Source organism: Chromatiaceae bacterium, assembly GCA_024235395.1.
Classification (GTDB): Bacteria; Pseudomonadota; Gammaproteobacteria; order Chromatiales; family Chromatiaceae; genus Thiosocius.
On the sequence record JACKMK010000001.1, the window covers coordinates 1,115,724 to 1,140,091 of the forward strand.

The window sequence follows — 24,368 nt, forward strand, 5'->3', positions numbered from 1 at the left end:
CGACCGCGACCGACGCTAACCGTTGACCGCCTGCAGACTCCGGACCTGCACCGGGGCCAGCTCGCGATCGAAGCAACGCTGAAAATACTCTGCAACGATCGGGTGCTCGGCCTCGTCGCACTTGTTCAGGTACGACAGCCGAAACGCCAGCACGGGGTCTTCGAAGATCTCGCAGTTCTCGGCCCAGGTGATCAGGGTGCGCGGAGACATGAGCACCGAGACGTCACCGGCGGCAAATCCGTTGCGGGTCAGTTCCGCGAGCGCGACCATGGCCTCGAGCAGCGCACGGTCGGTCATGCCGGGCACGCGCGCCTGGATGATCGCGATCTCTTCGTCGCGCGGCAGATAGTTCAGCGTGGCGACGATGTTCCAGCGATCGATCTGCGCATGGTTGAGCAGCTGGGTGCCATGGTAGAGACCGTTCAGATTCCCGAGACCCACGGTGTTCGACGTCGCGAACAGTCGGAAAAACGGGTTCGGTCGAATGACCTTGTTCTGATCGAGCAGCGTGAACTTGCCGTCACGCTCTAGGATGCGCTGGATCACGAACATCACGTCCGGGCGACCGGCGTCGTATTCGTCGAAGATCAGCGCAACCGGCCGCTGCAGGGCCCAGGGCACGATGCCTTCCTGGAACTCGGTGACCGGCTTGTCGTCGCGCAGCACGATCGCATCGCGACCGACCAGATCGAGGCGCGAGATATGGCCGTCGAGATTGATCCGTACACAGGGCCAGTTGAGACGCGCGGCGACCTGCTCGATGTGGGTCGACTTCCCGGTCCCGTGCAGGCCCTGCACCATCACCCGCCGGTCGCGCATGAACCCGGCCAGGATCGCCAGGGTCACGTCGGCGTTGAAGCGGTACGCCGGGTCGACCTCCGGCACGTGTTCGTCGCGCTCGCTGAATGCCGGCACCTGCAGATCGGTATCGATGCCGAACACCTCGCGCACCGGGACCCGGACATCGGGCCGGAGTTCGGAGATCGCCGTCACGCTGCACCTCGCTGTGATTCGCTGACCTGGTCCAGCGGCGGTGCCACACGCGGATGCCGTTGGACTTCGCGGAAAGCATAGACAATAATCGAGACGATTTATATCATTTTTAATGCCAATGTCCACAGAAGACGGGCTGGACCGGGCCCATGCGACCGCACTGCAGCGCTGGCAGGCGCCTTTCCCGGATTTCGCGTCCGGCCACGACCGCCGCACCAGCGACGCCGGACTGCTCGAGCTGTTCTACGGCGGCCTGCTTCACGCCGCGGCCCACGACTGGCTGAACGCCGGCCGCCGGCTGATCGACAAGACCTATGTGGACATGCTCTGGCACGTCCAGCGGCTGACCCGGATGCGCGCCTGCGGCGCTGAGCAGATCGCCGCGGCGCTGGATGACTTCATCCGCGGCGAGGTCGCCCTGCGCTGGACGACCCTGGGGCAGCTGACAGCCGACGACCGGGCCGCACTTGCCAGGGCCTGGGTGGAACACCTCGCGACCCATGGATTCGGCTCGATGCACAGCGAGGCCGCGGCGAGTCGGCTGTTGTTCTACCTGTGTCCGACGCTGCCGGTGTTCAACCTGTCCAGCGGTCATCTGCTCGCCCTGCGGCAACTCGACCACCCGGCGCCGAGTCAGCGCTACGGTGACTACGCGGCGCACGCGGCGGCGGCCTACCGCGAGCGTCTTCCGGCGCTGCTGGATCGCGCGACACCGGTAAGCACCGACGGCGATGCCGCACGGCAGGTGCTCGCCGAGACCGACTGGTGGCCGCGGCGACTCTTCGATCAGCTGCTGCGCGAACAGGTCCGCGAGGGTGATGCGACGCTGTTCGCGTGTGACGACGCCGGCCAACTGGTCGTCGGCCGGCGGCCACCCGGCTGAACGCCCGTCGCAGCGGCAGGCAGCGCGTCGAGCACGTCAGGTCAGCGCCCGTCGGATCAGGTTCGCGCCGAGCAGGAACAAGGCGACCGTCACCAGCCGTCGAAACGGGCCTTGCGCTATGCGGCCGCGCAGCCGGCTGCCGACCCACAGGCCGATACCGACCGGCAGACAGGCGGCCAACGACCAGGCGAACCGCTCGCCGACCAGGATGCCGGCCCGATTGAACGCAACGATCAGGGCCAGCGAACCGAAGGTCCAGATCGCGCCGATCGCGGCGATGAACGCCGCCTTGTCGAGGCGCAGCGCCGTCAGGTACATGATCAACAGGGGGCCGAACGCGGTCGACACACCGCCGAGCAGGCCGCCGACCAGGCCGGCTGCGACACCGACACTGCGTTCCCGCGCCGGGGAGACCGGCAACACCAGCCGGAACTGCTCCGCCAGCGCGAACCCGATCACCACCAGGCCGATGATCATCGAGAACGCCTCTTGGGGCAGCGCACCCAGGCTGTGCGCACCGAGCATGATGCCGACACACAGCGCCACGATGGCCGGCCAGAAACGGCGCAGCGACGGTAGAAAAAGACGCCCCTCGACACCGAGGAACAGATTGCTGAGGACGACCGGCAGGATCATCAATGCCAGTGCCCACTCCTTGCTCAGGAACTGCATCAGGATCGACACCGCGACCAGCGGCAGACCGAAGCCGATCGTGCCCTTGACGACGCCGGCCACCATCAGCACGCCGAACAGCAGCGCGATCGTCGCCGGATCGCCGTTCACTATCGATCAGCCGGGTGCCAGCGCGCGACAGGGCCGCGCATCGCCCATCACTTGACGATCATCACCGGGCACGGTGCAGCAACGCTGACCTTGTGTGCGACGCTGCCCATCGCGATCTCGCGCAGGCCGGTCAGGCCGCGTGTGCCGACCACGATCAGGTCGACCGGCGACGCGCGTACCGCGGCGAGCAGGGCCTTGACCGGGTCACCCTCGCCGATCAACCGTTCGATGCGTTCGACGCCGGCCGCCCGCACCCTGGTCTCCGCGTCCTGCATGATCGACTCGGCCTGATCACGACCGATCTTGCGGTACACCTCGCGCGCCGATTCGATCACGCGGATGTCGTAGTCGCTGCGGAAGGCGCTGACCTCGACCGCGTGAAACAACACCAGGGTCGCATCGCAACGTCGGCTCAGGCCGGCCGCCATGTCCAGCGCACGGGCCGCGTGCTCCGACCCGTCGAGTGCCACCAGCACCTTGTCAAACATCGGCGTCTCCGTTGATCAGTCGGTCAGTTGGCTCAACGCCGCGCATCGGGACCGGCGGTGCGCGAACCCTGGCGCAGGATTGCGAGCTGCCCCTGGATCATGTCGGCCAGTTTGAGCCGTTGGATCTTGCCCGAAGGGCCCTTCGGCAGCTCGTCGAGGATGAACACCCGTTTCGGTGACTTGAACGCGCCCAGGCGCGCCTGGGTCAGTTCGGTCAACTCCCGCTCGCTGCACGACACCCCCGGCTTGAGCGCGACACAGGCCATCACCTCCTGGCCGTACATGGTATCCGGCATGCCGAACCCGGCCGCCTCGAGTACCGCGGGATGCTCGTACAACACCTCGTCGATCTCGCGCGGCGCGATGTTCTCGCCGCCCTTGATGATCAGCTCCTTGATCCGCCCGGTGATGAAGAAGAAGCCGTCCGGGTCCTTTACCGCGACATCGCCGGTGTGCAGCCAGCCGTCCGGCTCGATCGCCTCCGCGGTGGCCTCCGGGTTCTTGTAGTAACCGCGGGTCACGTTGTCGCCGCGGATCACCAGTTCACCTGGACAGTTCGGCGGACACTCGTTGCCGTGTTCGTCGATGATCTTCGCCTCGTTGCCGACCGCCACGCCCGGCGAACCGTACTTCGGCCTGGCCGGTGGCATCGGGTTGGACAGGATCTGCGCCGCGGTCTCGGTCAACCCCATGGTCTCGACGATCGGTATCCCGAAGCGCTCCTCGAACGCACGGTGCATCTCCGGTGCCAGCGGCGCGGACGCGGAACGGCCGAAACGCAGATACGGCAGGCCGCCGAGTGCATCGCGATCGAAACCCTCGCGCTCGGCGTGTTCGAGCAGATAGGCGATGATCGTCGGCACGACGCTGAACCAGGTGCAGGCATAGCGCGCCGCGGTCTGCCAGAACGCGGAGGTGCTGAAACGCTGCGGCATCACGACACTGCCGCCGCTGACCAGCGGGCCCATCACCGTGACCATCTCGGCATTTATGTGATACAGCGGCAACACGCACAGCGCACGGTCGGTCTCGCCGAGTTGATGGGCGAGCATGGTGTTGCGGCCGCCGGCAACGGCATTGCGATGGTTCAGCAGGACGCCCTTCGGCCGGCCGGTGGTGCCCGAGGTGTAGATCAGCAGTGCATCCGTCTCTTCGTCCGGCGGCAGCGGGTCGGCGGGCGCGAGCGTTCCATCCGGCCATTCCGGCCCCGTATTCACCGAGGTGTGGATCAGCTGCACGGCCTCGGGCCGGTCGTCCAGCACTCTGGCCAGCTTGCCGGCATAACTGTCGTCGACGAACAGGGCGCGACAGTCGGAATGCTCGATCACGTACGACAACGCGGCGTCACCGGACACGGCGTTCAATGGCACCACCACGCGACCGCTGTACATCACGCCGACGAACAAGGCGCAGGTCCAGTACCCGTTCGGCAGCAGGAAGGCAACCTTTTCACCGCGCGCCACGCCGAGTGCGTCGAGATGAGCGGCGATGCTCCGTGCGTGTTCACGCAGCGCCGCGTAACTCATCGACCTGTTGATCTCCGGCGCGACCAGGAACGTCTTGCCCGGCTGCGCGTCCGCATATCGATCGACGAAATGATTCACGGTGTTCATCGCGCTTTCCTCATGCATCGTCGGCGCCGGGTTCGACACCGAACTTTCGCCAGTAGTCACCGAAGATGTCGTCGAGCGTCGGTTCGTCCGGCGGAATGGTTCGCGCGATGCGCGTGGTGTTCAGAAAATGGCGGTAGTTCATGTTGTCCGAGATGTTGTTGCCGCCCCAGGTACCACAACCCATCGACAGCGAAAACGGCAGACCGTTGTCGAACGCGCCACCGGTGGCGAAGCAGTGCGCCTGATTCACGATCACGCGGCACACCGGCAGCTTCAGGCCGAGTTCGAGCGGTCTCCGGTCGTCCTCGGTGTGCACACCGACCGAGTGTCCCTTGCCCTTGATCTCGAGCACCGCCGCCGCGATGTCGCCGGCCGCGGTGAAGTCGCGCGCTCGATATACCGTCAACACCGGACTGAGCTTCTCGTCGCTGAACTTGCTACGGCGATCGGGTACCGCCTCCTCGACCAGGATCGCAGTGACCGACCGGCCATGACGATCGATGCCGGCGAGGTCGAGGATCTCGTCCGCCGACTTCGCGGTGACCTGCGCGGTCAGCCGGCCATCGACCCACATCACCTCGCGCAGCCGTTCCTTCTCGTCTGCGTCCAGCAGGCGGGCGCCGCCCGCCCGGAGCGCATCCAACATCGGCGCATACACCGGGTCGACGACGATCAGGCTGTTTTCCGACGAACAGCTGGTCGCATTGTCGAACGTCTTCGACGCAATGATCTTCGCGGCCGCGGCATCCAGGTCGGCGGTCTCGTCGACGATGCTCGGCACATTGCCGGCACCGACACCGATCGCCGGCGTACCGCTGGTATAGGCCGCACGCACGTTGCTCTGCGAACCGGTCACGACCACCAGGTCGACCTGACGCATCATCGCGTGCGTTGCGGCCTTGGACACAGGCCCCGGCAGTTTCTGCACCAGGTCCCCCGGGGCACCGACCCGCAACAGGGCGCCGCGCATCAGTGCGACGATCTCGTCGCACACCGCGTTGCCCTTGGGCGAGGGTGCCAGGATCACCGCGTTGCCGCCCTTGAGCGCATTCAGCGTCTTGTTGTACGGCGTCGCCACCGGGTTGGTCGACGGCACGACCGCGCCGACCACACCGACCGGTCGGGCGATCTCGATCAGTCCCTGCTCCGGGTACTCCGCGACCACACCGACGCTGCGGGCGCGCTTCAGGTCGCGCAGCAGACCCAGCGTCTTGCGATGGTTCTTGGTGATCTTGTCCGCTACCCGACCGAGCCCGGTGTCGGCAACCGCCTGTTCGGCAAGTCGCCGATTGTTGGCCGGCTCGAGCAGGGTCCAGGCAACCGCGGTGACGACCTCGTCGACCGCGGCCTGGTCGTATCCGGCATACACCGCCTGGGCGGTACGCGCCCGCGCGACCAGTTCCGCAACGGTCTTTTCCACCTGTTCCTGCTCGGCGTCCGCCGGTCGCAATGTCGCATTCGTCGGCATGCTTCGATTCCCTGGCTGGACCCTATGCCTGTCGCACACCGGGCCCGCGATAAAACGTTACTGCTGCATCGATCGACGCGGTGGGGGGCGAACCGCGCAGCCTGGGTTCGTCCCCCGCACCGGGTCAATTTTCCTGACGCAGATCCTTGAGCAGGTCGGTCAGGTAGGCCTGACGCTCCTTCCACATCTTCTGCACCTGCGCCCTGTTCATCACCCGCATCGGCGAGCCACCCTCTTTCATCTTGCCGATCACCTTGCTGTCCTGAAACATCGCCGGCACCTTGTCGGCGAGCATCGTCAGCACCGGTTCGGGCGTTCCGCCCGGCGCCATGATGCCGCGGAAGTTCACGCTGCTGTCGTCGACGTCGACGCCCTGCTCCTTGAAGGTGGGCACGTCGGGCAGGAACTCGTTCCGTTCGAGATCGGCGATCGCAAGTATCTTCAGGCGATCGCGGTTGCGGTACGCATCCGAGAGGTTGTTGAAGCCGGCCATCGTCTGGCCACCCAGCACGAACTGCATTGCCTTGACGCCACCACCGGAGGGTACGTACTTGGTCTCGACCCCCGCCGCCTTGTCCAGCTGCAGGTTGGCGATGTGATGCCCGACATACAGACCGGCGCCCGATACCGTGAGCTTGCCCGGGTTGGCCTTCGCGTAGTCGAGGTAGTCCTTGAGCGAGTTGAACGGGCTGTCCTTGTTGACGATCAGCACCGCGGGATCCGCACCCCAGTTCGCGATCGGCTCCAGGTTGTCGATGTTGTACTTGACCTTCTTGGGAAACACGATCGACTGGGCAATGAAATGCGGCACGTTGTAAGCGGCCAGTTCGTAGCCGTCGGCCTTTGCCTGCTGTACGAACTTGTTCCAGCCAACCTGCCCGCCCGCGCCCGGCCGGTTGACGATCACCATCGGCTGGCCGTTCAGGTAGACCCCCTTGCCGTCCTTGTCCTCCTTGGCCGACATCATCGTCACGATGCGTGCCTGGAAGTCGGTCGCGCCACCGGCGCCATAAGATACGATCACGCTGATCGGCCGGTCGGGATACTCCGCCATCGCGGACCCGGCCGCGAACGAGACACCGGCAACCACGGCGGCCGCACTCACGGCGAGTTTCTGAACAAATCGTTTCATCTACGTTCCTCCTCACTGATTTATCGTCGCCCCCTGCGGCGGGGGCTTGTTATGCGACCGAACGACGCCGGCCCGCACCTCCGGACTGCAGGCCGTTCAGATCAGCCAACCTCTCGGCACCTGCACCTTCAGCAGTAGCGAAAAAAGCCCATACATCGCCAACGTGAAACCGACGGCCATCGCCAGGCTGTGCAGCGCGCGTCGGGCGCCCTGCTCCTGTGGCGAGTACCAATAGGTCACCAGCAGCAGCACCAGGAAGGTCGTCGCGTACATGCCCAGCGTCTCGATCAGCGCCACGCCAGCCGCCATCATCAGGATGGCCGGCCACTGGCGCCCGAACGGAAACGGTTGGAAATCGTCGACGCACAGGTTGAACGCCTCGCGCGCCAGCGACACCAGGCTGAACGCCAGCATCGCGCCCGCGACCACCGCAGGAAACAGATAGGCCTCGGCGTTGTCCTGAAAATAGCTGACCTTGAAGATCAGCCCGGCGACCAGCGTCACCAGCGCGGCGACCAGCAGCCGTCGTCCGTAAACGATCATGCGCCCGCCTCCTGTCGCCGGCGGCGAATCTGTTTGCGTTCACTGACGATGCTGTAGGCGATCGAGACGAAGCACAACGCGATCACGATCTTGTTGATCGGACCGGCGAAGAAATAGCTCCACGCCTCGTCGCCGGCGATCATGCGGCCCTGCAGGAAATTGGTCTCGGTGAGCTGACCGAGGATCAGGCCCAGCACCAGCGGCGCGGCACTGAAACCGATCCGCGACGCGAAGTACATCGACACGCCGAGGACCAGCATCACGATCACATCGGACACGCTGTTCTGCACGCTATAGGTGCCGAAGATCGCGAGCACGATCACCGCCGCGGCCATCATGTGTTTCGGGATGCGTGTGACGAACACGCTGTAGCGGGCGATCATCAGCCCGAACACCATCATCAGCACCTGGCCCACCAACAACGAGTCGATGAAGGTCCAGGTGACCCGGCCGTGGGTGCTGAACAGATCCGGACCGGGAAACAGGCCGTTGATGAGCAGGCCGCCGAGCAATACCGCGGCGGTCGGGCTACCCGGAATGCCGAGCGTCAACAACGGCACCAACGACGGTCCGACCATCGCATTGTTCGCGCTCTCGGCGGCGATCACGCCGTCCGGTTCGCCCTTGCCGAAGGCGCTCGGATCACGGCTCATCTTCTTGGTCTGGTCGTAGGCGACCAGGCCGGCGATCTGGCCGCCGGCGCCGGGGATCACACCGACGATGCTGCCGACCACCGAGCCGATGGTCAGCGCCTTGACGCGGCGGATGTTGTAGGCGAACGAGCGCCAGACGCTGTGGTTCGAGAGGTCGGCGTACTCGACCTTGCCGCGCGACGCGCTGGCGCCGGCGACCAGGGTCAGCACCTCGGGGATCGCGAACAGCCCGATCAACGCGGCAATCACGTGGATGCCGCCGGCGAGATGCTCGGAGAACACGAACCGCTCGGTGCCGAGCACCGGGTTGTAGCCGATCGTCGACAGCCACAGACCGACCGCACCGGCGATCAGGCCCTTGATCACCGAGCCGCCGCCGATCGACGCGATGATGGTCACGCCGAAGATCGCGATCCAGAACAGCTCCGCGGGTCCGAAGCGCAGCGCCAGTTCCGCCAACGGCGGGGTGAAGAAGATCAGCAGGATCACGCCGATCACTCCGCCGATCAGCGAGCTGATGAAACAGTAGTGCAGGGCCTCGGTCGCACGTCCCTGTCGGGCCATCGGATAGCCATCCATCACGGTCGCGATGTTCGCCGGTGCGCCGGGGATGTTGACCAGGATGCCGCTGACCGCACCGCCGGCGACCGTCGCGGTGTATACCGCTCCGAGCATGATCAGCGACGCGGCCGGTTCCATCTGGAAGGTGAACGGGATCAGCAGCGCGACCGCCATCGTCGGACTCAGGCCCGGGGTCGCGCCGAGCAACAGCCCGCCAATGGTGCCGAACACCAGGATCAGGAAATTCACCGGCGTGAAGACATCACCGAAGTAGTGGATGAATTCCACACCCCCTCCTCTCTGCCCGCCGGCGGCTGCGCCATGCATCGCCGGCTTCTTATATAGGTCATATACATGACCTATTTGTAGGGGAAGGGTTTAGCCCCGTGCCGATGCACTGTCAAGGAATTCTTCGGCCGAATCATCTAGATCACCTATACTATTGCGACGCAGCATTTCCGCTAATGCCGTGATTCGTCGCCGTTTTCCGACCGGAGGAGCTACTGGGGTGAATGTGCCTATGGGCCGGGGCCGAACGGCCAAACCGCTCTATCAGGTGGTCGAGGACCACATCCGCGGACTGATCGACAGCGGCACCCTGGTGCCCGGCGATCTGATCCCGTCCGAACCGCAGCTGGCCCGACAACTCGACGTCAGCCAGGGCACGGTCAAGAAAGCGATCGACAACCTCGTCTGGGAACGCCGTCTGTACCGCCACCAAGGCAAGGGCACCTACGTGTCCAACATCGATTTCAACAACAGCCTGTTTCGCTTCACCACCTACGGCGACGCAGACGGCATACCGACCCGCATCCACAAGGAGACCACGGCGCGGCACATCGAACAGGCCTCGAACGCGCTGCGCGCCAAGCTGCAAGTGTCCGCCGATACCCAGGTGCTGTACATCGAACGCGTCGGTTACGTCGACGACCAGCCGGTGATGGTCGAATACTCGCATTGGCGCGCCGACATCGTGCCCGGCCTCGAGGACGAGGCGCTGCATATCCCCGACCTGCTGTATGCGCTGATCGTCGAGAAGTTTCAGGTGCCCGTGGTGCGTGCCGAGGAGACCCTGACCGCCGGCGCCGCCGACAAGCAGACCGCGCGCCACCTCGAGATCAGCCCGGGCACCCCGGTACTGGTGCTCAACCGCACGACCTACACACGCGACAACCAGATCATCGAGGTGCGCACCTCCAAAGGGCGCGCGGACCGGTTCAGTTACAAGACCGAGATCCGCTGAACCGCACCGCAGTGTCGGGTTCACCCCATCGCGGGAAGTATCCGGGTTGGGTTCGCTCCGCGTTGCGAGGCCGCATGCCCTGCCGGATCTCCGGTATGCTGGTGACCAGCCACGGGGCGCGTCGGCCGCGCCATTCGGCGACCCGCAGACCACCGAACGGCCCGACATGCACGACATCTTCATCAGCTACGCCCATGAAGACCGCGCCTACGCGCACCGACTCGCCGAACTGCTCGGTCAGGCGGGCCTCGACGTCTGGTGGGACCCCGAACTGCGCGCCGGCCAGAAATTCGCCCGGGTCATCGAACAGACGCTGCAACAGGTGCACGGCGTGGTCGTGTTGTGGTCGAGAGCCTCGCTGCAATCCGACTGGGTCGACGCCGAGGCCAGCGAGGGCCTGCGGCTGAACAAACTGATCCCGGTGGTGCTGGACGATTCCACGCCACCGCTGATCTACCGCGGCCTGCACACGCTGTGGCTGGGCGAGGCCGACCTCTACGCGGGTTCCGACAAACTGCAGCGGCTGGTCGACGACATCCGGGCACAGATCACGGCGGCGGGCGGTGCTGCGCCCGGGGCGACCGCGGCCGCGAATCGTCGTCCAGTGGTGCCTCGGGCATGGCGGGTCGCGGCCGGATTGACGTTGCTGGCCGTGCTCGCCGCGGGATCGGGCGGATGGGCCGCCCGGCTCGTCGATCTGTCGAGCGGATGGCTGGCGACCTCCGCGCTGGCGATCCCGCCGTTGTTCGGCGAGGCCCTGGTCACACTGCTCGCCGCACTGGGTGGCGCGATCGCCGCGCTGCGTTATCGACGGCGCCGCATCTGGCTGTGGCTGGGCTGCGCCCTGTTCTTCGCCGCCGGTGTTCACGGCTATGCTTGGGTAGAGCGCACGCTACGGGACACCCAGGACCACCTCTACGGCCGGGTACTCAGCGACGACTGGACCGATATGCAGGTAGTCGCACTCGATGCGGTCGGCCGCGAGGTATCCCTTCAACCGATGCGCGTGCAGACGGACGGCGGCACCTTCGGGATGCGGCTGAAACCGGTATTCGCGGACCGGCCCTACTGGCTGCGGGTGCAAAGGCCGGGCTGCCGCGCACGGCAGGTCCGGATTCCCTGGCCGGTGTGGCGGGAGCGGCAGGATTTCGACGTCGAATTCAGGTGTGACTGAGATGCGGACCGGACACTGGTTGGCCGGCTTGACGGGGCTGGGGATCGCCCTGATGACGATGCCGCTGTGTGCGGAGGTCGTCAGCGGCCGGATACTGACCGGCACGCCGGAACAACCGCTCGCCGGGGTCGGCATCGAGGTCCAGGCCAGTGGTACGACCCGACGACTCGACCAGGCATCCTCGGCGGACGGCGCCTTCCGCTTCGATCTCGACACCCTGTTCACGCCACAGGCGCTGGATACCGAGATCCTCAACGTCATCTTCAGCAAACCGGGCTTCCGGTCATACGTGTTCAGCCGGCGCACGCGCCAACGCGGCGTATTCTCGATCGGTGCGTTGCAGATCCGGATGGAGGCGATCAACGCGGAACCGGCACCAGGCCCCGGGACCGGCGACGCCGACGGCGAACAGCTGCGGCGCATCTTCCACGGCGACTATGCGCTGTTCGGGGAAGACGACAGCCCCGAACGCCTGCTCGAGCAGCTCAACGAAAGGCTGCCACGCCACCTGCGTCGTGGCATCGTGACGCACCTGCAACGGCTGCACCTGCCGGCCGACGTCACGATCGACGCGCTGCCCGGCGAACTGCAATCGGCGGACTCGGTCGCGATGCGCCGATTCGCCCGTGAGCAGAACGCCCTCGCGGTCATCCAGGGCGAGGCCGAGCTGGTCGGCGCCGACGGCGACGGCGTGATCGAGATGGCATCGGAGTTCAGCGTCATCCCCGACCTGCCCGAGTTCCACCCGGGCACGCTGCACATCGATGACGTGATCCCCGCCGACGAGATCCGGCCCACGCGATTGTCGAAGCAGCTTAGCGAGACCTGGGGCGGCTCGACGGTGTTCGCGATGGCACTCGACGAGACACGCCGGGCGATCCACGAGACCGACCCGGCGAAACGGCGCGAACGCCTGCAGCGCGCCGAACAGTTCCTCAAGGCGCAGCAGCGCGATCTGCCGGCGGACGACATCCTGAAGCAACAGATCGAGGACCTGGTCGCGTTCATCACACGGGCCCGGCAACCATGAGCCGGCGATCCTGGCTCGCTGCGATCTGCCTGGTGGGCGCGTTGTGCGCGCCGGCCCACGCCGGCGAGCGGGTGATGGCGGAGTTTTTCGACGCCTCGGAGGGACGCAATCAGCGCACCCCCGAGGTGCTGCCGCATGTGCCGCTCAAGGCGATCGTCGCCGAGTTTCTCGACCCGCTCGACGTGGGCCTGGGCAAGTCGCTCAGCTATCTGGTCTGGCGCGAGACCCTGACCGCGATCAGCGACCAGGCCGGTGCCGGCGTGATCCTCGCCGAGGCGCCACCGGGCGAACGCCTGGTCGACATGCTGGAACGCGACTACCACCTCGCCGCCGAGCGCATCGCGCGCCACCAGCACGGCCGCATGGCGCTGTGGGGTGCGGTCGAACCCGAGGGCGATGCGCTGATCATCGAACCCTATCTGTCGATCCAGGACGTCAAGGGTGACAGCGCGCTGCGACTGGCCCTCGAGGGCAAGGTGGTGACAGGGCCGCGCAGGTCGGCACAGGCTGAGCGGCAGCCGCTGATCAGCGCCGCGATCCGCCGCAACCGGTTCAATTTCGCCCCCGTGTCGAGGACCCGCAGCGAACTGTTCGAACGGCCGATCGTGATCACATCCCGGGTCGCGGTACGCGGCGCACCGCAGGCCGACGCAGCGGTACTCGAACAGGTGCCGGCCGGTCGCGTGCTGCACGCCGTCGACATGCAGGACGCCTGGTTCGAGGTCGAACTGCCGGATGGCCGTCACGGTTTCGTGCACGCAGGCACGTTCGGCAACCTGCAGCTACCACCGCGCCAGGTCATCGCCGACCTCGGGCAGGTCAACCTGCGCGGTGGGCCCGGCACCGACCACCCGGTCGTCGCCAAGCGGGATCTCAAGGGCGCGTTCCGCGTACTCGACATGCGCTATCGCGAAGGCAAGGGCCTGTGGTACCGGATCGACACCGGTGCCGGCGACACCTGGGTTGCCGGCTGGCTGGTCAGGCCGCGCTTCTCCCTGCCGGTGGTGCATTTCCTCGCCGGTCTCTACCGCTACTACGGGAATCGCCCACAGGACGGCATCACTGCCTTCGAAGATTTCATTCGTGCCGCCGGTGACGCGGAAGACCACATCGTGTTGGCGACCGGCTACCAACTGCTCGGTGCCTGCCGCCTTCTGAGCAACCCCAAGGCACGTCGCGGTTATGACGATTTCACGCAGGCGCTGCGCCATACACCCTACGATCCCGATGCCTACCTGCTGCGCAGCGTCGCGGCGCTGGGCAACAGGCAGGCGGGTAAAGCGCTGGACGATCTGGACCGGGCCTTGCAGCTCGACGCCAGCTATCCACCGGCACGTGAGCTGGCGGCGACCTTGGCCGCCGTCGCCGGTCAGGGGGGCGTGACCCCGCTGGCGGTGGCCACCGGGCTGATGAATGCGACACGCGCAACCACCCGGCTGGTCGAGAAGTACGGCATCCAGGTGGATACGCCGTCCCGGCCCGGTGGGCGACGATACCGCTGAGCGCGGGGCGGACGGGATCGGACCCGGCACGCCGGCCGCACACGCGCTGCTATGCTTCGAGGCATCCTCTCGCAATGGTGAAGGCCGATGACCCTGGTGCTTTCCTCGGACGCTTTTGTCGACGGCGGTGCGATTCCGCGTATCCATACCTGTGAAGGCGACGACATCGCGCCGGCGCTGGCGTGGTCGGGATTGCCTGCCGAAACGCAGAGTCTCGTGCTGATCGTCGACGATCCGGATGCACCGGATCCGGCAGCGCCCAGGATGACCTGGGTGCACTGGGTCCTCTACAACATACCGCCGGACGCCGGCGGTCTCGCCGAGGGCGTCACCGCGCAGGGACTTCCGCCAGGCACGGAACAAGGGCTCAACGACTGGAAAAGGACCGGCTACGGCGGCCCCTGTCCGCCGATCGGCCGGCATCGCTATTTCCACAAGCTGTATGCGCTGGACACGGTGCTTGCAGACCTCCGGCATCCGACCAAGCCGCAGGTCGAGGCCGCGATGCGCGGCCACATCATTGCCGAGGCTCAACTGGTCGGCACCTACGCGAAGGCGTGAGCCGCGGACGGCGATGCCGTCGACCGGCTGCCGCGCCGACTGAACGGATCCGAAGGCTCACCGCCGTCACACGCTCCGGACCGCCCTGACCCACACCGGACACGGAGTCACCGCTCAACGATTGGCACTAGCGGCCGTTAAGACCAAAGGCGGTCGTGCGACGCCGAACGAACGGCCCGGGACGCCGATGCGCCCGCGGACCGGGCACGCCGACCGGCACCGCCGGGACACCGCTGGATGTCCGCTTCGAGAACACCCGACCGTCGGTCACCGCAATGGCGATGAACAGAGAGACACAGCCCCTACCGGATACGCCACCCAACCTCGAGGTCGGCTCCGGCGTCAGCGACGGCGAAACCGGTCGCGAGGCCGGTCGGCGCGCCGCCGCGGACGCGATGCGCGGCGTCCTTGCGCACCGCGTGTCGACCGTGCTGGTCTATTGCTCGGTCGAACACGCATTGGACGAGGTCTTGCACGGCGTCGGGGAGGTGGTGGGCGACGCGCCGGTGCTCGGCTGCACGACTGCCGGTGAGCTGGCCAACGGCATGCACCACGGGCGGGTCGCCGTCGTGGTGATCGCGTCGCCCTATCTCCAGGTGCATGCCGCCGTTGGTCGAAACGTGTCCGGGGATTGGCAGGCAGCGGTCGACGAAGCCGCCCGTTCCCCGGCGCTGCAACCGTTCCTCGATGCCACCGCGGAATTACGCGGGCGGCGTCTGCGCGAAGGCAAGCGCCTGTTCGCCCTGTTGTTCTCACCCGGCAACACCCGCCACGCGACGTCCAGCAGCTTCGAGATCCTGAACGCGATCAAGTCGTATACCCTCGGCGATGTACCGATCTTCGCAGGCAGCAGCGCGGATGACTGGAAACTGGAGAGCAACGCGGTGCTGTTCGGGCGACAGGTCTACCCGGATGGCCTGTTGCTGGCGGTGTTCGAGACCAGTCTGAATTTCGGCCTGGCGCTGGGCCACGGCTTCGCGCCGACCGAGTCCCGCATGCGGGTGAGCGCCGTCGACGGGCACGAGATCGTCAGCCTGGACGAACAGCCGGCCGCCGACATGATCGCGCGTCAGCTCGGGCGTCCATCAGGCGACCTGGCGGGCAGGCACATCACCTTGAGTACCGGCAACACCTTTGGGGTGCCCCGCCTGATGGGGCAGTACTCGGTCAACGTGGCGACCTTCCGGACCGAGCGCGGCGGTGTGCAGATGGCACAACCCGTCGCGGTGGGCGACGAGCTGGTGATCATGGACAGCAACGCCGACTCGGCGGTGGCTTGTGGCAGCGACACCCTGCGCAAGGCATTGCTGCGCGCTGACACCAGCGATGCCGCGGTCATCATTTGCAACTACTGCGCCCTGCGTCCGCGACTGATGGGCGATATCCGCTCGCACAACGAGATCGACGGCATCCTGTCGATGGCTGCCGGTACCCCATTGGTGGGGTTCTCGAGCTTCGGCGAAGGCGGACTGACCGACGACGGCGTCAGCATCCAGAACAATGCGTCGGTCAGCGTGCTCGCAATCAGCAACGAGCTTTCCGCACTGGCCCAGGCGGCACAGGAAAACGAGCGCCTGAGGAGCGAGGTCTCGACCTACGCCGACCAGCTCGAAAGCCTGGTCGAGGAACGCACCTCGGAATTGAAGAATGTCCTGGAGGGCACCAATGCGGGCTCATGGGACTGGGACGTGGCCACCGACGAGATCCGCGTCAACGACCGCACGGCGGCGCTCGTCGGACTGACGCCGGACGCATCCGGGGTGATCAGCAGCAGACTGTGGAACGACCGGATTCATCCGGACGACCTGGGCCGGGTGACCGCACAGATGGAGCGCCTGTTCGAAAACACACGCGATTTCTTCGATGCCGAGTACCGCGTACGTGGTGGCAGCGGCCACTGGTTCTGGTTGAACTCGCGCGGCAAGGTCGTCAGCCGGGATGCGGCCGGCCGGCCGCTGCGCGTCAGCGGCACCCATCTGGATATCTCGCAGCGCAAACTGATCGAGCTGGAGAGAGAGGAGGCCCGGGAGGCCACCGAGTCGGCACGACAGATGCTGCAGCTGGTGCTCGATACGATCCCGGTACGGGTGTTCTGGAAGGACCTCGACCTCCGCTACCTGGGGTGCAATCGCCTGTTCGCCGAGGACGCGGGTTACCACCTGCCCGAACAGTTGATCGGCCGCGACGATTTCGAGATGGGCTGGCGCGACCAGGCGGACCTCTACCGCGCGGACGACAAGCGGGTCATGGACGGCGGTCGGCCACTGGTCGGCTACGAGGAGCCGCAGACCACGCCTGACGGCAAGACGATCTGGTTGCACACCTCGAAGATCCCGTTGCGCGATGCGCACAGCGGGAAGGTGTTCGGCATCCTGGGTTGCTACGAGGACGTCACGACCAGGAAACAGGCCGAGATCGACATACGCAACGCCCAGGAGCAGGCAGAGCAGGCGACGCGTACCAAGAGCGCGTTTCTCGCCAACATGAGTCACGAGATCCGCACGCCGCTCAACGCCATCACCGGTATGGCGCACCTGATACGCCGCGGCGGACTGACACCGCGCCAGACCGGCCAGATGGAGAAACTCGAGGCGGCCGGCCAGCACCTGCTGAACACCATCAACGCGATACTCGAGCTGTCCAAGATCGAAGCCGGCAAATTCGTACTCGACGAGCGCGACCTCAGCGTGATGGGTTTGGTCGACAACGTGATGGCGATGCTGCAGGAACAGGCGCGGACCAAGGGATTGCGGTTGAGCACGGAGGTCGGACCGCTGCCGCAGAACCTGACAGGCGACGCGACACGTCTGCAGCAGGCCTTGCTCAACTACGCCAGCAACGCGCTGAAGTTCACCGAAACCGGAACGGTCACCGTTCGGGTGCGGCTCGTCGAGGAGGATGCGGAAAGCGCGCTGCTCCGCTTCGAGGTCGTGGACACCGGCATCGGTATCGACGAGCCCACGCTCGCGCGTCTGTTCGGGGTGTTCGAACAGGCCGATGGCAGCACCACGCGCCGCTATGGCGGCAGCGGACTGGGACTGGCCATTACGCGCAAGCTTGCCGAACTGATGGGTGGCGATGCCGGCGCGCAGAGTACCCGCGGTGTCGGCAGCACCTTCTGGTTCACGGTGCGCCTGAGAAAAGGCAACGTGTCCAACAATGCCGAAACGCCGTTCTCAGCGGCTGACGTCGAAGCGCGGATACGCGAGGCCCACGCCGGCCGCCGTGTGCTGCTGGCCGAGGACGAGCCGGTCAATCGGGAGATCGGTTCACAGCTGCTCGAAGACGTCGGGCTCAGTGCGGACGTTGCGGTCGACGGTGCCGAGGCGTTGAAGCGTGCCGCGGAACAACGTTACGACCTGATCCTGATGGATGTTCAGATGCCGAACATGGACGGCCTGGATGCGACGCAAGCGATTCGCCGCCTGCCCGGCTACGCGGACACCCCGATCCTCGCGATCACCGCGAACGCCTTTGCCGAGGACAGGGAGATGTGTCTGCGGGCGGGGATGAACGACTTCATCGCCAAACCGATCCAACCGGATGCCCTGTTCGCCGGGCTGCTGCGGTGGTTGGAGTCGACCGGCCACCGCTGACCGGCGTCTGCCCAGCCCATTAGAGCCCGTCCCTGTTGCCGTCGAACAAGGCGGTCATGGAAGAAAGGTGTCTGCCGTTCTTCACCATCCGGTAGGTCCCGTCCGACTGCCGGTCGACCACGAAGCACAGCGGTTTGATCCTGCCATCCCAGAGAATGCAGAGCCGATCGGCATCGTCGAGAAACCAGCGCCCGTCCTTGCGGTCTTCAGGGTCCGCCAACACCTGTACCACCCTGCCTTCGTCGGAAAAAAATGTGACGCACTGGCTCTGGTCCTTTTCTTTCCGGCACTCCGCCGTCTTGCCCGACACCAACGTCTCCAGCTCCTCCGCTGTCAGCGGAGGTGATTCTTCGCCAGCCGACACGACGGATGCCGCGAGCAGTGCGAGCGGCGCCACGATCGACCACCGCCGAATCGCCGATGCCGGCTTCAGCGCAGGCCACCGATCGCTGGCGCGGTTGCGACCTTCCGGTTGCAGTGAGTGTTGCTTGCTTGCGTACGGTTTTGACACAACGGTGAACCTCCAGATGCAATTGCACGTTCTCGGTGAATGATGGGACGTCCAAGTGTCCGGTCCGACGCATCAATCTACCAGGAACCCATCGACATGTATGCCGAGGCCACCAACGAAGATGCCAGGGCGCCCAGCAGGAACATGATCGCCGCGGTGAGTCGATCGTTACGTCGCCTGCGCGGCCGGCGGGCCACCCATCGGGCCTTGGCCACCGTCGACGCCGTACCGACCGCTCCACGCCGCGGCATCCCCGGTCACTCTTTCGGCACAGGCGCAGCGTAGTAGGCAACGAGCGCTTCGATCTCCTCGTCGGTGAGTTGTTTCGCGATGTACCGCATCCGACCATAGTGGTCGTTCTGCCGCTCACCTTCCTTGAACTCGGTCAGGGTGGTCATCAGGTATTCATTCGACTGGCCGGCCAGCGCAGGTACTTCGGCACCCAGCCCCTCACCCTGCTTGCCGTGACACACATCGCACGGGAGCAACAATCGGCCCATGTCGCCGGCCGTCACCATCCGCGGCGCCGCGGTCTCGCCAGCCGGCGTTGCCGGCGTCTGCGCTGCATAGAACGCAGCAAGGTCCGCCATGTCTTCGGGCGTAAGCTTCCGCGCGATCTTTTCCATCTGCCGCTCGTTGCGGGTGCCGTTCTTGTAGTCCATCAACTGTTTGAACTGATAGGCGGCGATCTGACCGGCGATACTCGGCGTATCCGACTCGTCGCTCACACCGGTGTCACCATGACACTTTTGGCAGCGGTGCTTGTCCGCGACCTCGGCGCCCTGTTCCTTGTTACCCGATGCGATCAATGCCAGGGTCTGTCTGGACCATTTGAAATGCGGCTCTTCGGCCACGGCGACCGACGTGACGCACCCGGCCGCGACACCGATCCCGACGCAGAAGGTGATTGCTTTGCTGGTTGTCATTCTCTGAATCCTCCCCGCTGTCTGTTAATGCCCAGCGTCGCTGGCATCGGCCACGGTCAGTTCACTGACCGGGTAGCGCTGTTCGAGTGAAACCATCTCGACCGATGGGACCTTGATCGCGTCTTTGCCGAGCAGGAGGTCGGCGAGCTTCTGGCTGAACGATCGGTAGTGGAGCCTGGCGATCACCTTGATCTCCTTGGCGTCGTCGGGGAGGTTGAAGTAGTACTTGCCGTACTTGTAACCCTTCGGCGGGATCGTGTTGACGTCTACGAAGCGCACGATCTCCCAGGGCAGATGCGTGTCCTGTCCGTTTTCATCCACCGCATGGGCGTTGAAGATCACGGTGTCCTTGGGCAACAGGTTGTGTTCGTCGAGCGTGCCCGAGCGCATCAGCTCGCGACCCTGGTCGTCGGTCACGACGACCTCGAGCCAGACCTCGCGCACCTCGGTCAGGCTGGTCGGCAGGTTGTGACCCGCGCGCTCGTTGGTGACCTTGATCTTCAGTTGGTGCATCGGACCCGACTTGGGCGCGACAGCGATGTCCAGCGATGCGGCACTCTGCAGCCGCGCGATCGCTTCCTGGTAGTTGGACTGGGCGCCGAAGGTCTCTTCGTTGCCGGCGTCCCAGGTGTTCAACGCCGCGGTGACCACGGCGTTGCCGCCGACGAAGCCGTGCTTGTGGACGACCTTGCGCCAGGGCCCGCCCAGGCCCGCGAAGCCCTCCAGCGAGGGATCGTCCAGCTCCTCCGGACGCTTCAGGGTGTCTGCGACCTTCTTCGCCACCTCGACCGGCACCATGTGACAGTCCTGGCACTGGACGCCGTTCTGCGCGTAGATGGAGTACTTCCACTCGTCGTAGGTACGCTCGATCGGAAAGTTGTTCCCCGGATGGAAGATGTTGTGGCAGTTGCCGCAGAAGTCGGACTTCGCGTGGTGTTCGGAATACTCGGTCTCGTGGTACGGCGACTTCGCATCTTCCAGCGTCGCCCGCTTGGTATTGCCGGGCGACATGACGAACGACGCATTGCCGTGTTCGAGCACCGCCGTCTTGGTCAGGTTGGTGCCGGAGATCGTATGACAGACATCGCACGACACGCCCTTGGCCGCGACGCCCGGCGCACTGAACCTGCCGTGCAGGCCGGCATCCGGGTCGAAGGTGATGGTGTTTGTGCTCACCCCGATCGGGGTATGGCAGGCCCCACAATGATTGCGCAACTTCGGATCGGCCTTTTCCGCGAGCGCCCACAGCGCCTGGAATACCGGGTCCTTGAACGCATTGGAGTGCATCGACCCGTTCCATCCCTCGTACTGGCGCGTATGGCACTGACCGCACACCCGTGGGTCCGTCCACTGCTCGGGGGTGACGTCCTTGTGCTCCTCGACGGTGATGTACGAAGGCGGGAACCGACGACTGTCGCCCGGGCTGCTGTCCCTGGCAAAGGCGGTATTGGCCAGCAGTGCCAAGACGGCCAGTGCGACCACTGCCGACTTCAGGTTTCGGCCTCGCACTTGCGCTGTGCTGTGCATTTCGATCCTCCTCGGAGACTCTCAGCTACTTGTTGGTCAGGTGCATGCAGACGCTGGCGCCACCCGCTGGGCCTGCCTGTCTTCGCCCCCTGCTGCGCGGTTCCTCGATCCGGTCGACACGCTGCAAGCCGTAACGGCTGAAACGGTGAACGCACCTTGTATCGGTCGCCCTTAAAGGGCCGACTCGCGCAGCAGGGGGGATAGCAAGACGCGGGCCACCCCGGCAGCTCGACGAATCAATACCTTGCGAGCGCGCTGTGCGCTGCGATCGTTGCAACGTTGCGTCGATGCGCAACAGCTGCAGCGGTCTCGAAGCCCCCCCGACGCCTTGGTCGGGTTTCCGGCACTCGGGTGCCGGCCGGCCGGGTCGCCAACGGCGTCCCGGTATCCCTGGGCCGACCGGGTGACGCCGAACCCGCCAAAAAAAAGGGCCCCGAAGGGCCCAGAGGAGATCGGAGCCGAGAGCCCCTAGCGAACACTCGGCCCGGCTCTCTTGCTCGTCGTGCGCGAACGCCTCGTCGGTACCCCGTACTTTGCGGGACCTCGGCTACCGGGTTCGCGTCGTCACCGGGGATCACCCGGTGACACGATTCGAGCGATGCCGGATGGTCCCGCTACCGGGTGAACGGCATCATGATCGTTTCCGGTCGTGTGAACTTGTTGATATCGAATGCCATCTTGGCCATGTTCCCGTCCATCCGCTGCATCGCGTGATTCATCGCGCCCATCGACTGGTTCATCACCGCGATCGCACCGGTCATCGCCGAGATGTTCTGACTCAGGTCGGCCATGTCGCCCGCCATCTTGGACATGTCGCCGGTCATCATCTCCATGCCGACCCGCACCCGCGCAAAGTCTTCCGACATGCCCTTTTGCCCATCGACCATGCTCTTCGCCATCACCGTCATTCGGTCGGTCATCATGCGCATGTCGCCGGCCATGCTGGAGACGTCTTCGCCCATGTGCGAGACCGCCGTGGTCATCGTGCTCATATCGCGCCCCATGTTGAACATGAACAGGCCCATCCCCAGCATGCCGGCGCACATCGCGAGCACGATCACGATAACCAGGAACGACCTCCCGAACCTCGCGCCGCCCGAATCCGCGACATTCGACGGTGTACCGCTTGCTGACCCCATGGCGCCCCCTTCTCGGTTTGAATTGCTGGTGCTGGCAGCACGCTGTCGGTCGAGACGGGCCTCGTCCGACTCGGCGCACCCCAGCGGCGAGCGTTCCAGCGCACTGCCTACCTTATAACCGTAGCGGGGCCAAAGATGGCGCGGGTCGTGCTTATCGTTTGGCAACGAAGGTCAGCAAGTTCGATGCCAAGCACCCAAACGCAGATAATCAATGGGTTAAGAGCGGACGCTGCTCGCTATAGTGTTGCAACGTTGCGTTGCAGCCGGGCGGATGCAACGCGCATCAAGCCCCTGTACAGAGGCCTCCGATATAGGTGCAGCTGCGAAATGTATGCGCTAAGCGACATCCTCAACCTGTTTGAGCCGGTGCTCGAGCCGATCGAAGAAGGCGTGATCATCTGCAGCCAGGAAGGCTCGATTTTGAGCATGAATCACGCGACCCTGCGACTGCTCGACCTCGATCCCTCCACGGTGCCGCCGTCGCTATCCAATCTGGGCGGACACAATCTGCGCGCCTCGCTGATCCGCGCCGGTCTCGCCCAGGAGGACGGCACGCACCATCACTGCGAGATGTCGATGGAGTTCGACGAAGAGATCCGCCTCAACGGTGAATCGCGGTGGTTCCGCATCAACTCCTGCCTGCTCGACCTCCCGGACCAGCCCAAGGCATTGCGCATGATCGTGATGCGCAACATCACCGCCGAAAAACGCCTGTTTGCCGTGATGGCGGACAAGGACGCCTGCGGCGTTGCGACCGAAGATCCCGACATGCTGCGACTGGTGCACCGGCTGTCCACGGTCGCCGCCTCCGAGGCATCGGTACTGCTGCAGGGGGAGTCCGGGACCGGCAAGACGGAACTGGCGCGGCTGGTACACCGACGCAGCCAGCGGCACAACCGGCCTTTCGTGGAGATCAACTGTGGCGCGATCCCTGCGACCCTGATCGAGACCGAGCTGTTCGGACACGTCAAAGGTGCGTTCACCGGCGCCGTGAAGGACCGCGAGGGTCGTTTCAAGGCGGCTGACGGAGGCACGCTGTTTTTGGACGAGATCGGCGAGTTGCCGCGCGAGTTGCAGCCAAAGCTGTTGCGCGTCCTGCAGGACGGCCTGTATGAGCCGGTCGGATCCGACAAGACCGTCCAGGTCGATGTCCGCCTTGTCTGCGCATCCAATCAGGATCTGCGTGAACTCGTCGACCGTGGCCTGTTCCGCGCCGACCTGTATTACCGGATCGCCGTGGTGCCGCTGCAGGTCCCGCCGTTGCGCGAGCGGCCCGGGGACATCGCGCTGTTGACCAACGTCATCCACAAGCGACTCACGATGCGCGGTTATGCGGCAGACATCGCGTTCGGCGATGACGCCATGCGCGCCATCATGAACTATCCATGGCCCGGGAACGTGCGCGAACTCGCCAATGCGATCGAGCATTGCATCATCTGCGCCGAGGACGGCGTGGTGACCAAAGAAAGCCTGCCCGACACGATTCGCTACTACTGCGAAAGCCGCAACAGTTCGACCGCCCAGGAACCCGACGCCTCGCCCGAGGACGCGCGCCTGGAGATCGAAAATGCGCTGCGCAAGGCCAAGGGCAACAAGACCCTGGCGGCGCAGTATCTCGGCGTCGATCGCACCACGCTGTGGCGACGCATGCAGCGACTGGGGGTCGATTGAATAAACTGTCTTCCCTGGTCACCGATCGCTACAGGCGATGGCCGAAGCAGTGGCGACCATGCCCCTCTGCACAATCCTGAACAAAGGAGGAATCAACGATGAAAATGTCCATGATCGTCGCGGCAGCTCTGAGTGCCGCCCTTTTTGCCGGCGCAAGCCTGGCGGCGCCGCCCAAGTTCGACAAGGCCGACAGCAACGGCGATGGCTTCGTCGACGCGACCGAGTTCGCGGCGTCGGGGGTCCAGAAGAAGCTCGAGAAACTCGACAAGGACGGTGACGGCAAACTCAACAAGAAAGAGTATTCGGCGGCACTCGACGAAGACTGCGAATAACGACACCCGCAGCCCGGTGTTCAACACCGGGCGTGCGTG

22 protein-coding genes are annotated in these 24,368 nt (G+C 65.2%); 9 read left to right on the forward strand and 13 right to left on the reverse strand.

The features are described from left to right. Positions 1-15 precede the first annotated feature (15 nt). A complete protein-coding gene (locus H6955_05260) occupies positions 16-993 on the reverse strand; it encodes an AAA family ATPase (protein MCP5312941.1) in 978 nt (325 codons plus the stop codon). Between the two features lie 118 nt (positions 994-1,111). Between H6955_05260 and H6955_05265 the strand changes: the two genes are divergently transcribed. After that, positions 1,112-1,876, forward strand: a complete 765-nt coding sequence (locus H6955_05265) for a hypothetical protein (GenBank protein MCP5312942.1) — start codon at positions 1,112-1,114, stop codon at positions 1,874-1,876. Between the two features lie 36 nt (positions 1,877-1,912). Here H6955_05265 and H6955_05270 read toward each other — a convergent pair whose 3' ends face one another. The 7 genes from H6955_05270 to H6955_05300 form a co-directional block, all read right to left on the reverse strand. After that, entirely contained in the window at positions 1,913-2,659 is a 747-nt protein-coding gene (locus H6955_05270; GenBank protein ID MCP5312943.1) for a sulfite exporter TauE/SafE family protein, read from the reverse strand. A 47-nt stretch (positions 2,660-2,706) separates the two neighbouring features. Beyond that, positions 2,707-3,147 (reverse strand): universal stress protein, encoded by a 441-nt coding sequence (locus H6955_05275; GenBank protein ID MCP5312944.1) that lies wholly within the window; start codon positions 3,145-3,147, stop codon positions 2,707-2,709. 32 nt (positions 3,148-3,179) lie between these two features. Continuing rightward, positions 3,180-4,778 (reverse strand): AMP-binding protein, encoded by a 1,599-nt coding sequence (locus H6955_05280; GenBank protein ID MCP5312945.1) that lies wholly within the window; start codon positions 4,776-4,778, stop codon positions 3,180-3,182. Then, complete coding sequence (locus H6955_05285) at positions 4,771-6,228, reverse strand: aldehyde dehydrogenase family protein (GenBank protein MCP5312946.1); 1,458 nt, start codon at positions 6,226-6,228, stop codon at positions 4,771-4,773. The genes H6955_05280 and H6955_05285 overlap by 8 nt, the downstream gene beginning before the upstream one ends. Before the next feature lie 124 nt (positions 6,229-6,352). Then, entirely contained in the window at positions 6,353-7,360 is a 1,008-nt protein-coding gene (locus H6955_05290; protein MCP5312947.1) for a tripartite tricarboxylate transporter substrate binding protein, read from the reverse strand. A gap of 96 nt (positions 7,361-7,456) precedes the next feature. Further along, positions 7,457-7,903 (reverse strand): tripartite tricarboxylate transporter TctB family protein, encoded by a 447-nt coding sequence (locus H6955_05295; GenBank protein MCP5312948.1) that lies wholly within the window; start codon positions 7,901-7,903, stop codon positions 7,457-7,459. Beyond that, on the reverse strand, positions 7,900-9,405 hold the full coding sequence (locus H6955_05300; GenBank protein MCP5312949.1) for a tripartite tricarboxylate transporter permease: 1,506 nt from the start codon (positions 9,403-9,405) through the stop codon (positions 7,900-7,902). Before H6955_05300 ends, H6955_05295 begins: the two co-directional genes overlap by 4 nt. A 232-nt stretch (positions 9,406-9,637) precedes the next feature. Here H6955_05300 and H6955_05305 point away from each other — a divergent pair, with 232 nt between their 5' ends. The 6 genes from H6955_05305 to H6955_05330 all read left to right on the forward strand — a co-directional run bounded on the left by H6955_05305 (position 9,638) and on the right by H6955_05330 (position 18,223). Continuing rightward, a complete protein-coding gene (locus H6955_05305) occupies positions 9,638-10,360 on the forward strand; it encodes a GntR family transcriptional regulator (protein MCP5312950.1) in 723 nt (240 codons plus the stop codon). A 166-nt stretch (positions 10,361-10,526) separates the two neighbouring features. After that, positions 10,527-11,534 carry a toll/interleukin-1 receptor domain-containing protein gene (locus H6955_05310; protein MCP5312951.1) on the forward strand — a complete coding sequence of 336 codons (1,008 nt, stop codon included), beginning with the start codon at positions 10,527-10,529 and terminating at the stop codon, positions 11,532-11,534. Further along, a complete protein-coding gene (locus H6955_05315; GenBank protein ID MCP5312952.1) occupies positions 11,527-12,564 on the forward strand; it encodes a carboxypeptidase regulatory-like domain-containing protein in 1,038 nt (345 codons plus the stop codon). Before H6955_05310 ends, H6955_05315 begins: the two co-directional genes overlap by 8 nt. After that, on the forward strand, positions 12,561-14,066 hold the full coding sequence (locus tag H6955_05320; GenBank protein ID MCP5312953.1) for a hypothetical protein: 1,506 nt from the start codon (positions 12,561-12,563) through the stop codon (positions 14,064-14,066). The genes H6955_05315 and H6955_05320 overlap by 4 nt, the downstream gene beginning before the upstream one ends. Positions 14,067-14,153: 87 nt before the next feature. Next, on the forward strand, positions 14,154-14,627 hold the full coding sequence (locus H6955_05325; GenBank protein MCP5312954.1) for a YbhB/YbcL family Raf kinase inhibitor-like protein: 474 nt from the start codon (positions 14,154-14,156) through the stop codon (positions 14,625-14,627). 281 nt (positions 14,628-14,908) lie between these two features. Then, the gene (locus tag H6955_05330; GenBank protein MCP5312955.1) at positions 14,909-18,223 is read left to right on the forward strand and encodes a response regulator; all 3,315 of its coding nucleotides are present in this window, start codon (positions 14,909-14,911) and stop codon (positions 18,221-18,223) included. Between the two features lie 19 nt (positions 18,224-18,242). Here H6955_05330 and H6955_05335 read toward each other — a convergent pair whose 3' ends face one another. The 5 genes from H6955_05335 to H6955_05355 form a co-directional block, all read right to left on the reverse strand. Beyond that, positions 18,243-18,620, reverse strand: coding sequence for a hypothetical protein (locus H6955_05335; GenBank protein ID MCP5312956.1), 378 nt, complete (start codon positions 18,618-18,620; stop codon positions 18,243-18,245). A gap of 191 nt (positions 18,621-18,811) precedes the next feature. Then, positions 18,812-18,985, reverse strand: a complete 174-nt coding sequence (locus H6955_05340; GenBank protein MCP5312957.1) for a hypothetical protein — start codon at positions 18,983-18,985, stop codon at positions 18,812-18,814. A gap of 6 nt (positions 18,986-18,991) precedes the next feature. After that, positions 18,992-19,660, reverse strand: coding sequence for a cytochrome c4 (locus H6955_05345; protein ID MCP5312958.1), 669 nt, complete (start codon positions 19,658-19,660; stop codon positions 18,992-18,994). A 24-nt stretch (positions 19,661-19,684) separates the two neighbouring features. Further along, positions 19,685-21,187: a cytochrome c family protein gene (locus tag H6955_05350; protein MCP5312959.1), complete on the reverse strand. Its 1,503-nt coding sequence runs from the start codon at positions 21,185-21,187 to the stop codon at positions 19,685-19,687. 614 nt (positions 21,188-21,801) lie between these two features. Further along, positions 21,802-22,233 (reverse strand): LPXTG cell wall surface anchor family - like protein, encoded by a 432-nt coding sequence (locus tag H6955_05355; protein MCP5312960.1) that lies wholly within the window; start codon positions 22,231-22,233, stop codon positions 21,802-21,804. 420 nt (positions 22,234-22,653) lie between these two features. On the opposite strand from H6955_05355, the gene H6955_05360 reads away from it, so the two are divergent. Beyond that, positions 22,654-23,997: a sigma 54-interacting transcriptional regulator gene (locus tag H6955_05360; protein ID MCP5312961.1), complete on the forward strand. Its 1,344-nt coding sequence runs from the start codon at positions 22,654-22,656 to the stop codon at positions 23,995-23,997. 98 nt (positions 23,998-24,095) lie between these two features. After that, positions 24,096-24,329, forward strand: coding sequence for an EF-hand domain-containing protein (locus H6955_05365; GenBank protein MCP5312962.1), 234 nt, complete (start codon positions 24,096-24,098; stop codon positions 24,327-24,329). Positions 24,330-24,368 lie beyond the last annotated feature (39 nt).

Excerpts from the sequence above, each read along its gene's own strand:
- H6955_05290 (MCP5312947.1), bottom strand. The coding sequence starts at position 7,360 with ATGAAACGATTTGTTCAGAAACTCGCCGTGAGTGCGGCCGCCGTGGTT.
- H6955_05265 (MCP5312942.1), top strand. The coding sequence starts at position 1,112 with ATGTCCACAGAAGACGGGCTGGACCGGGCCCATGCGACCGCACTGCAG.
- H6955_05355 (MCP5312960.1), bottom strand. The coding sequence starts at position 22,233 with ATGTGCGCCGGCATGCTGGGGATGGGCCTGTTCATGTTCAACATGGGG.
- H6955_05285 (MCP5312946.1), bottom strand. The coding sequence starts at position 6,228 with ATGCCGACGAATGCGACATTGCGACCGGCGGACGCCGAGCAGGAACAG.
- H6955_05365 (MCP5312962.1), top strand. The coding sequence starts at position 24,096 with ATGAAAATGTCCATGATCGTCGCGGCAGCTCTGAGTGCCGCCCTTTTT.
- H6955_05360 (MCP5312961.1), top strand. The coding sequence starts at position 22,654 with ATGTATGCGCTAAGCGACATCCTCAACCTGTTTGAGCCGGTGCTCGAG.
- H6955_05280 (MCP5312945.1), bottom strand. The coding sequence starts at position 4,778 with ATGCATGAGGAAAGCGCGATGAACACCGTGAATCATTTCGTCGATCGA.
- H6955_05325 (MCP5312954.1), top strand. The coding sequence starts at position 14,154 with ATGACCCTGGTGCTTTCCTCGGACGCTTTTGTCGACGGCGGTGCGATT.
- H6955_05320 (MCP5312953.1), top strand. The coding sequence starts at position 12,561 with ATGAGCCGGCGATCCTGGCTCGCTGCGATCTGCCTGGTGGGCGCGTTG.
- H6955_05350 (MCP5312959.1), bottom strand. The coding sequence starts at position 21,187 with ATGCACAGCACAGCGCAAGTGCGAGGCCGAAACCTGAAGTCGGCAGTG.
- H6955_05345 (MCP5312958.1), bottom strand. The coding sequence starts at position 19,660 with ATGACAACCAGCAAAGCAATCACCTTCTGCGTCGGGATCGGTGTCGCG.
- H6955_05275 (MCP5312944.1), bottom strand. The coding sequence starts at position 3,147 with ATGTTTGACAAGGTGCTGGTGGCACTCGACGGGTCGGAGCACGCGGCC.
- H6955_05330 (MCP5312955.1), top strand. The coding sequence starts at position 14,909 with ATGAACAGAGAGACACAGCCCCTACCGGATACGCCACCCAACCTCGAG.
- H6955_05305 (MCP5312950.1), top strand. The coding sequence starts at position 9,638 with ATGGGCCGGGGCCGAACGGCCAAACCGCTCTATCAGGTGGTCGAGGAC.
- H6955_05310 (MCP5312951.1), top strand. The coding sequence starts at position 10,527 with ATGCACGACATCTTCATCAGCTACGCCCATGAAGACCGCGCCTACGCG.
- H6955_05295 (MCP5312948.1), bottom strand. The coding sequence starts at position 7,903 with ATGATCGTTTACGGACGACGGCTGCTGGTCGCCGCGCTGGTGACGCTG.
- H6955_05340 (MCP5312957.1), bottom strand. The coding sequence starts at position 18,985 with ATGCCGCGGCGTGGAGCGGTCGGTACGGCGTCGACGGTGGCCAAGGCC.